This is a genomic window from Sphingomonas bacterium (genome assembly GCF_903643065.1).
Classification (GTDB): Bacteria; Pseudomonadota; Alphaproteobacteria; order Sphingomonadales; family Sphingomonadaceae; genus Sphingomonas.
This window is the reverse complement of the sequence record NZ_CAHJWX010000094.1, coordinates 1-7019: the sequence shown is the minus strand read 5'-3', so window position 1 is coordinate 7019 and position 7019 is coordinate 1. Positions and strand designations below refer to the sequence as shown.

Genomic DNA, 7019 nt, shown 5'->3' with positions numbered 1-7019 from the left:
TGCCGCGCGGCACCGTCGAGGGCCGGGCGCTGGACCATCGCGCCGGCGTGTTCGACGCGCTGTGGAGCGGCGCGGCGCTGTTCGAGCGTGCCCATGCCTTCTTCCGGCTGACGGGGCGCTTCGCCACGCTGCGCATCGCCGATCCGCCGGCCGTGATGCACTGGACATACCCCATGCCGATCACGCTGGCGCGCGCGCGCAACGTCTACACGCTGCACGATCTCGTGCCTTTACGGCTTCCCTTCGCCACGCTGGACGACAAGCGGCAGTATCGCGCGCTCGTCGCCGGCTGCGCGGCCCATGCCGATGCGGTCTGCACCGTGTCGGAGGCGAGCCGCAGCGACATCGTCGAGCTGCTGGGCATCGATCCCTCCCGTGTGATCAACACCTACCAGACATCGCCCGTCGATCCCGACCTGCTGGCCGAGAATCCCGACGAGACCGCGCGCACCGTCGCTAGGCTGTTCGGGCTGGAACGCGACGGCTATTTCCTGTTCTTCGGCGCGATCGAGCCCAAGAAGAACATCGGCCGGCTGCTGGAGGCCTATCTGTCGCTCGGTACGGCGACGCCGCTGGTGATCGTGGCGGCCCGGTCGTGGCAGAGCGAAGCCGAGCTGGTGCTGCTGCCGCGCGCCGACGACCCTTCCGGCCCGCGGCACGAGCATCTCGATCGGCGCGTCATCCAGATCGACTATCTGCCGCGCCACCTGCTGATGCGGCTGGTGCGCGGCGCGCGGGCGCTGGCTTTCCCCTCGCTCCACGAAGGCTTCGGCCTGCCGGTGCACGAGTCGATGCTGCTGGGCGTGCCCGTGCTCTCGTCGGACACCGGCGCGATCCGCGAGATTGCCGGCGACACGGCGCTGCTGGTCGACCCCTATGACGTGCCCGCGATCACGGCCGGGCTGCGACGGCTGGACGAGGACGACGAGTTCCGGCGCGATCTCGGCCAGCGCGGCGCCGCTCGCGCGGCTACCTTCTCGCCGGCGCGCTACCGCGATGCACTGGCCGGGCTGTACGCGCAGGTGCTGGCATGACCGGGATGGACGACATAGCGCCTCCCGCAGCACCGGAGATGGCTCCCGCCGGGTTCCTGCCAATCAATCCATTCGGCGCCGACAGCAATCTCGCCAGCCGGATCGCTGGGCTTGGCGGCGACCGTGCGCCGGACGATCCGGGCTATACCTTCCGGTCGTCGGACATCTTCCCGTCGCCCGGCCTGGCCCGTTTCGAGCTGCACCTGCACGACCTTTCGGCACGGTTCGGCACGCTCGCGTTGCGGGTAGAAGCACGGTCCATCTACCCCGGCACGGCACCAATTGTGGTGAAGGACATCGCGATGCCGATAGCGGCGGTGGTAGCTGCGAACGGGCGCGCCGCCATATCATTCGTCGCGCGTCGCAACATGGCTTATATCGTGAGCGGCCGGATCGGAGACGAGACGGATGCCTGGGGCTCCGCCGCTAGCCTGTCGCTCTACCCGCGTCCCAGCGAGGCGACACCGCTCGACGACAGGCCTGTGCCGATACCCCCCGCACCACCGGAGCGCCCTTCGGGTGCGGTGCGGGTCGGCCGGCCGGAACTGGTGACGGCGGACCCGCCGCTCCTCTCTGCGCCGGTGTCGCAGGCGATGACGATCGCCCAATTGCGCGATCCGCTCCTCAACGCCTGGGCCGATGCGCTCGGCGACGAACCAGGCGACGATGCGGCGCGATGGGGCGACGCGGCGGTGCTCCAGGCGTTGCACCACTACAGCGGCGGCGCGGCACTCGTTGGCGGCCGGGTGCTCGGCATTGCCGCCGAGCCCCGTTCACTGCCGGCGTATCTGGCCGGGCGCGGTGCCACGGTACTGATCGCTGCGCCCGCCCGGCGGGATCTGCCCGAGGTCGATCCCGGCCTGCTGCTGGAACAGGTGGCGCGTCCGGCCCTGTGCGCACCGGCCCACTTCTTCGCCGCGGTGCACGCCACGGCGCTGACGGATCTCGTGCTGCCGTCCGGTCTTGCCGGGTTCGACGCCCTGTGGTCTGCCGATGCTGCGGCGACGGGTGGGGACCGCGTGCATCTGGCCGCTATGATGCGGGTGGCGATGGCCTGCCTTCGCCCCGGCGGCCTCGCCGTCCACGTGCTGCGCTATTCCGGCGAGTTGGCACCGTCGGCCGATCCGCACTCGGCGAGCCATGGACGGGTGGAGATCGAGCGCTTGGCGCTGTCGCTGATCGCGGACGGACACGACGTCGCGCCGCTCGCCTTCACGATCAATGACGGGGACGAGAGCGGGACGGACCCGTGCCTGCCCTTCGTCCTGATCACCCGCCGGCGCGACTAGCGTCCGCCCGGATACACCGGAGCGGACGCTAGTGGCGGCAGGTCACGCAGCATGTTCGCGGACGCCGGCCGCAATCAGCCAACCGATGCTGTAGACGAGCAGCAGTGCCACGAACGCCGTCAGCACGATGCGTCCGCGCTGCGGGAAGAGCGACTTCACCGGCATGTTGGCATCGACCACGCGCACGAGATAGAGTTGCTGGCGTTGTGCTCGCTCGCGTGCCTGGGCCAGCGCCGCGGCGGCGGACTCGTAGCGCTTGCCGGCGAATTCCTGACGTAAGCGCAAGCTTTCGTAGCCGCCCAGCTTGTTAGCGATGTCCGAACCACTTGCCGTGGAAGAACCCGCCAGTCGGCCGGATTGCGCCGAAAGCTGCGACTGGAGCGAGCGCACCTGCCGCGCCATGGCAACATATTGCGGGCTGGACCGGCTCACGAACGCGCCCATTGTCTCGAGCTGCGCCTGCGCGGCCGCCAGGTTGGCGCGGAGGGTCGAAACCAGCCCGATCTGAGCCTTGCCCGACCCCTCGGGATCGATGTCGGCCTTTTCCTGACGATAGTCAGTCAAGGTCGACTGGACGGCGGCAGCACCCCGCTCCGCCTCCGCAAGCTGCCGGCGCGACGAGGCGATCGCGTCGTCGTAGCTGCGCGTGTTCATCGCGTTCACGCGCTGCTCGCCCAGCACCAGCAGGCTGCGGATGATGGTGTAGGAATCATCCGGCCGGAATGCGCGCACGGTCAACGTGGTGATCCCGGTATCGTGGTCGGTGTGCACCGATACTTTACCGCCGTAATATTTGAGCAGTGCTTCGGGCGTCGGATCGGCGGTGTGCAGGCGGCTCAACAGATCGGCTTCGGGGCGGCGGAACCGGTCCACCAGATCGATGTCCTGGCGAAGCCGGTTAACCGCGTCGTGCGACTGGAGATAGTCGGACACGCTGGCGGCGTCGCCGCCACCCGTACTGGCGCCAGTGAGCCCTAACAACTGCCCGAACCCCGATGGCGACGCCGATGGGCCTTCCACCGACCGGACGATGAAATGTGCCTCCGACTGATACTGGTCGGCGGCGACAAGATAGTAGTAGCTGCTCAGCAGCAGCGTCGGCAGCACGACCACCAGTACCAGCATTCGGCGACGGCGCAGCATGTCTGCCAGACGCGAGAACAGGCTCGGCTGCTGCTCGGGGGCCGGCTCCAGGTTCAGCGCGAAGGTGCCGTGGACGTTCATGCGGACGCTTTCGAAAAAGGCTGTGACCGGGCGTTAGCTGAGATGAACGCGGCTGCGAACTGCACGGAGCGCAAGAAGACCAAGAAAATTAAGGATCAGCGTCCAGCCGGTGATGTAGGTGAAATCCACATACTCCAGCGTCGCGGTGTCGAACGCGCCGTAGCGGACGAGCTCGAACATCTGCGGGAACGGATTGTAGAGCAGGTAGTGCCGATACGGCTCCGGGATCCAGGAAACCTGGTAGAACGCCGCCGACAGCGGGATCATGAAATAGCTGAACGGATGCACCAGCCGCTCCAGCAGCCGGTTATCGTGCGTACCGCCGACGATGATCGTCGAGATGCCGAACGAGAAGAAGAAGATGTAGGCGATGCCCGCCATCAGCATCAGCGGACGTGCCGGCAGGTCGGCAAAGCCGATCGCCATGATGAGGCTGTACAGGATGGTGAAGGCGAGGAACGTCCCTGCCGCCTCCAGCAGCGCGCGGGCTAGCGCGATGTCCAGCACGGTCACCATGCGATGGTATAGAAGCGGCAAGTTGCCATGCAGCGTCCCCTCGGCCCGGTTCACGATGCCGCGGAACATGATGAAGATGGTGTAGCCCACCACGGTGAGCGCCACGGGGTTGATCGATCCCTCGTGCGCGGTCTGCCCGCTGTGCAGCAGCGCGATGATGCTGCCCAGCATCAGCGGCTCGGCGATCAGCCACAGATAGCCGATGTTCTCGCGGCCATAGCGGGTGTGCAGCTCGCGCATCAGCACGGCACCCACGACGCGACCCTGAACGGACAGCGCATGATGCCATGGAAAGGTCGTGGGACCGACGGGACTTGAACTCATGAGGCGATCTTCTCCGCCATCGCCAATACCATATCCATGTGCTCCCGCCACGTCGGCGGCGACCATGCCGGCATCCGGGCAAACTGGGCACGGCGTTCGGGGCCATCGGCGGCGTAGGCGCGGATCGCCCGCATCCACCCGATCGCGTCGAGCGGATCGAGATAGTCGGGCACCGTGCCGCCGGTCTCGCGGTGCGCGGGGATGTCGCTGCAGATCACGGGCACGCCGAGTGCCAGCGCTTCCGTCACCGGCATCCCGTAACCCTCCGCGAAGGAAGGCATCAGCAGCGCACGCGCACCGGCCACCAGGCGACGCATCTCCCGGTCGGACGGCCGGCTATGCTCCTCCACGCAGCCGACCAGCGCCGGGCACCGCTCCAGCATGTCCACCACCTGCTCGTTCTCCCACCCGCGCCGGCCGACGAGCAGCAGCCGCGGCGGTACGGTGCCCGGCTCGGCGGCAATGCGACGCCAGATGTTCAGCAGCAGCAGGTGGTTCTTGCGGGGCTCGATCGTGCCCACGCAGATAAAATAGGGCTGCGGCTCCGATCCGGGCATCGGCCCCGATACCGGCATGGGCTCGTCGAGGCACTCCGTGCCCAGCGGCGCGACCCCCGTCGCCGGCGCGCGCAACCCCCGGTCGAGCCACGGCCGCATGGCGTGCAGCGTCGAGGTTGAATTGCCTAACACGCCGTCGGCGTACCGGGCGATCGTCTCCACCCGGCACCGATGGAGTTGCGCGCCACCCGGACGGGCATATTCGGGAAATTCCAGCGGGATCAGGTCGTGCACCAGGCACAGGAAGCGGGCGCGCTCGCGGGCGAGGATACGCTCCACCAGCAGCGGCCTGGTCAGGTGGTGGGGCGAGGCCTGGATGTAGACGCGCCGGGTGCCATCGGCGCGGGGCACCGGGCGCGGGCGCAGCGCGGCCAGCGCCCGCACGGCGAACCATCGCAAGTCCGACGCGGCAGCGCCCTCGTCCTGCCAGCGCGCCTTCGTCGCCACCAGAAACTCCTTCACCGCACCGGCGGGCAGGCGGCCATAGCCGCCGGGATGCACGGCGGCGAAGGACAATCGATCGCCGGCAGCCGCGAGCAGGCCCTCGGCATAGGCCATCTCTACCCGGTCGACCCCGGTGGGGGTCGCGTGCAGGACGCGCGACAGGAGCCGGGACAGGTCGAGGATTAGAACCGGCGCCGTCATGCCGCATCCCTCCCCCCGACCACCGGGTAGACGACGCAATCTGCCGAAAAGATAGTGAACGCGCCCAAAGGACTGCCTCGGCGAAAGCCCCATGGGCGCAATGCCGGCGGTGCATAGGGCATCGCTCCGGATCAGCCAACCGGACGCGTTTGCCCCCCTTGCGCTCGCGCCAGCCGCCCCTGGATCATGCGCAGGCGCGTAACCCAGGTGACGCGCATCCGTGATGCCGACGAAAGCCGCCCCACCAGCACCTCCGTTGAGCACGGCAGCATCGTCACCGGATCGAGGTAGCGCGGGTAGAGGATCAGCGTCGCGGCGACCAGTTCGTCGAGCGCCAGGGCGCGGCCGCGGCGGGGAGGTACCGGGCCCAAGTCGCGCGTCAGCCCCCAGCCGGCGTAGAAGGGCGTGCCATGGCACGTCACCGGCAACCCGCGCAGCAGCGCCTCGAAGCCGCTGAGCGAGGTGTTGACGTGGACGGCGTCGACGCTGCCCAGCAGGTCCGCCATGCTCCCGGCACGCACCACGGCATCGACATGCGCCAGCGCGGCCGCGTCGCCCGGGCCCCCGCGGCGATGGCCGGCGTCGACGTCCGGGTGCGGGCGATACCAGATCTCGGCATCGGGCTCGTCAGCGCGAACGCGGGCGAGCAGGCCGAGGTTGCCGCCCACCGCCGCCCCGCCGAGCAGCACCGAGCGATCGTCCTCCACCTGTCCCGGCACCAGCACCAGCTTGCGGCCTGGCGAATGAGGCGGCAGCGCTACAGGTGGCCGGGCGGGATCGGCGGCACCGTATTTGCCGAGCCCCGCGGCGACGATGCCGGTGCGTAACGCGCGCGCGCGCTCCAGCAGCGCCGGCGGGAACGCGGCTCCGGCCAGCATCGCCTCCAGCTCGCTGGGGCCGGCGGGATCGTAGTGGATGCCCAGCCGATCAACCGTCACCGACAGCGGGGGCACGAGGTTGGCCCCGAGCCCGGCGGAGCGGACGAAGCCGTCCTCCACCCGCACCAGCACCACGCCGCGCCGCGCTGCCTCATCCACGGCGCGCGGGGGAAAGCGCGAGGGCCAGAGCGCCACGCTCTCGCCCGCGCGTGCGCGACGGACGGCCGCCATCGGCCGGCGGAAGGCGAGCGGCGCGCGGCCGGGCACCCATAGGAAACGCCGCATCTCCGCGCGCTTCCACCACGCCATGCCCGACGCGGCGCGGATCGGGCGGTTCGCATCGATCGTGGCGCGCCACAGCGCCAACAGCGCGATCGTGCGCTCGGGCGAACAGGGCGCGTCCGCGAACGGATCGCGGTAGCGCCAGCCGAGCACGTGCCGCGCCACCCGCTCGCGGCGCGCGGCAAGGTCGTCGCTGGGCAACGCGAACCGGCCGGGGGACAGTAGGCGGACCTCGGCACCCGCCAGCGTGGCGACCGCGACCAGCGCCAG

Annotated in this window: 6 protein-coding genes; 2 read left to right on the top strand and 4 right to left on the bottom strand. The window is 69.4% G+C overall.

Translation table 11 applies throughout. The features are described from left to right. Together HUU95_RS04925 and HUU95_RS04920 are read left to right on the top strand one after the other, a co-directional pair. Window positions 1-1034 (top strand): glycosyltransferase family 4 protein (locus HUU95_RS04925; protein ID WP_174279093.1); only part of this gene is annotated, 1034 nt, incomplete at its 5' end. After that, window positions 1031-2323, top strand: a complete 1293-nt coding sequence (locus HUU95_RS04920) for a hypothetical protein (RefSeq protein WP_174279092.1) — start codon at window positions 1031-1033, stop codon at window positions 2321-2323. The genes HUU95_RS04925 and HUU95_RS04920, both read left to right, overlap by 4 nt. A 42-nt stretch (window positions 2324-2365) precedes the next feature. Here the strand turns inward: HUU95_RS04920 and HUU95_RS04915 are convergent, their stop codons facing one another. From HUU95_RS04915 to HUU95_RS04900, 4 genes are all read right to left on the bottom strand, one after another. Continuing rightward, a complete protein-coding gene (locus tag HUU95_RS04915) occupies window positions 2366-3547 on the bottom strand; it encodes a Wzz/FepE/Etk N-terminal domain-containing protein (protein ID WP_174279091.1) in 1182 nt (393 codons plus the stop codon). A 33-nt stretch (window positions 3548-3580) separates the two neighbouring features. After that, window positions 3581-4318 (bottom strand): ABC transporter permease, encoded by a 738-nt coding sequence (locus HUU95_RS04910; protein WP_254602624.1) that lies wholly within the window; start codon window positions 4316-4318, stop codon window positions 3581-3583. A 65-nt stretch (window positions 4319-4383) separates the two neighbouring features. After that, window positions 4384-5589 (bottom strand): glycosyltransferase family 4 protein, encoded by a 1206-nt coding sequence (locus tag HUU95_RS04905; RefSeq protein ID WP_174279089.1) that lies wholly within the window; start codon window positions 5587-5589, stop codon window positions 4384-4386. Between the two features lie 131 nt (window positions 5590-5720). Beyond that, the coding region (locus HUU95_RS04900; RefSeq protein ID WP_174279088.1) for a capsular polysaccharide export protein, LipB/KpsS family at window positions 5721-7019 on the bottom strand (1299 nt) is incomplete at its 5' end.

Coding starts and splice junctions, on each gene's coding strand:
- HUU95_RS04920 (WP_174279092.1), top strand. CDS start 1,031: ATGACCGGGATGGACGACATAGCGCCTCCCGCAGCACCGGAGATGGCT.
- HUU95_RS04915 (WP_174279091.1), bottom strand. CDS start 3,547: ATGAACGTCCACGGCACCTTCGCGCTGAACCTGGAGCCGGCCCCCGAG.
- HUU95_RS04905 (WP_174279089.1), bottom strand. CDS start 5,589: ATGACGGCGCCGGTTCTAATCCTCGACCTGTCCCGGCTCCTGTCGCGC.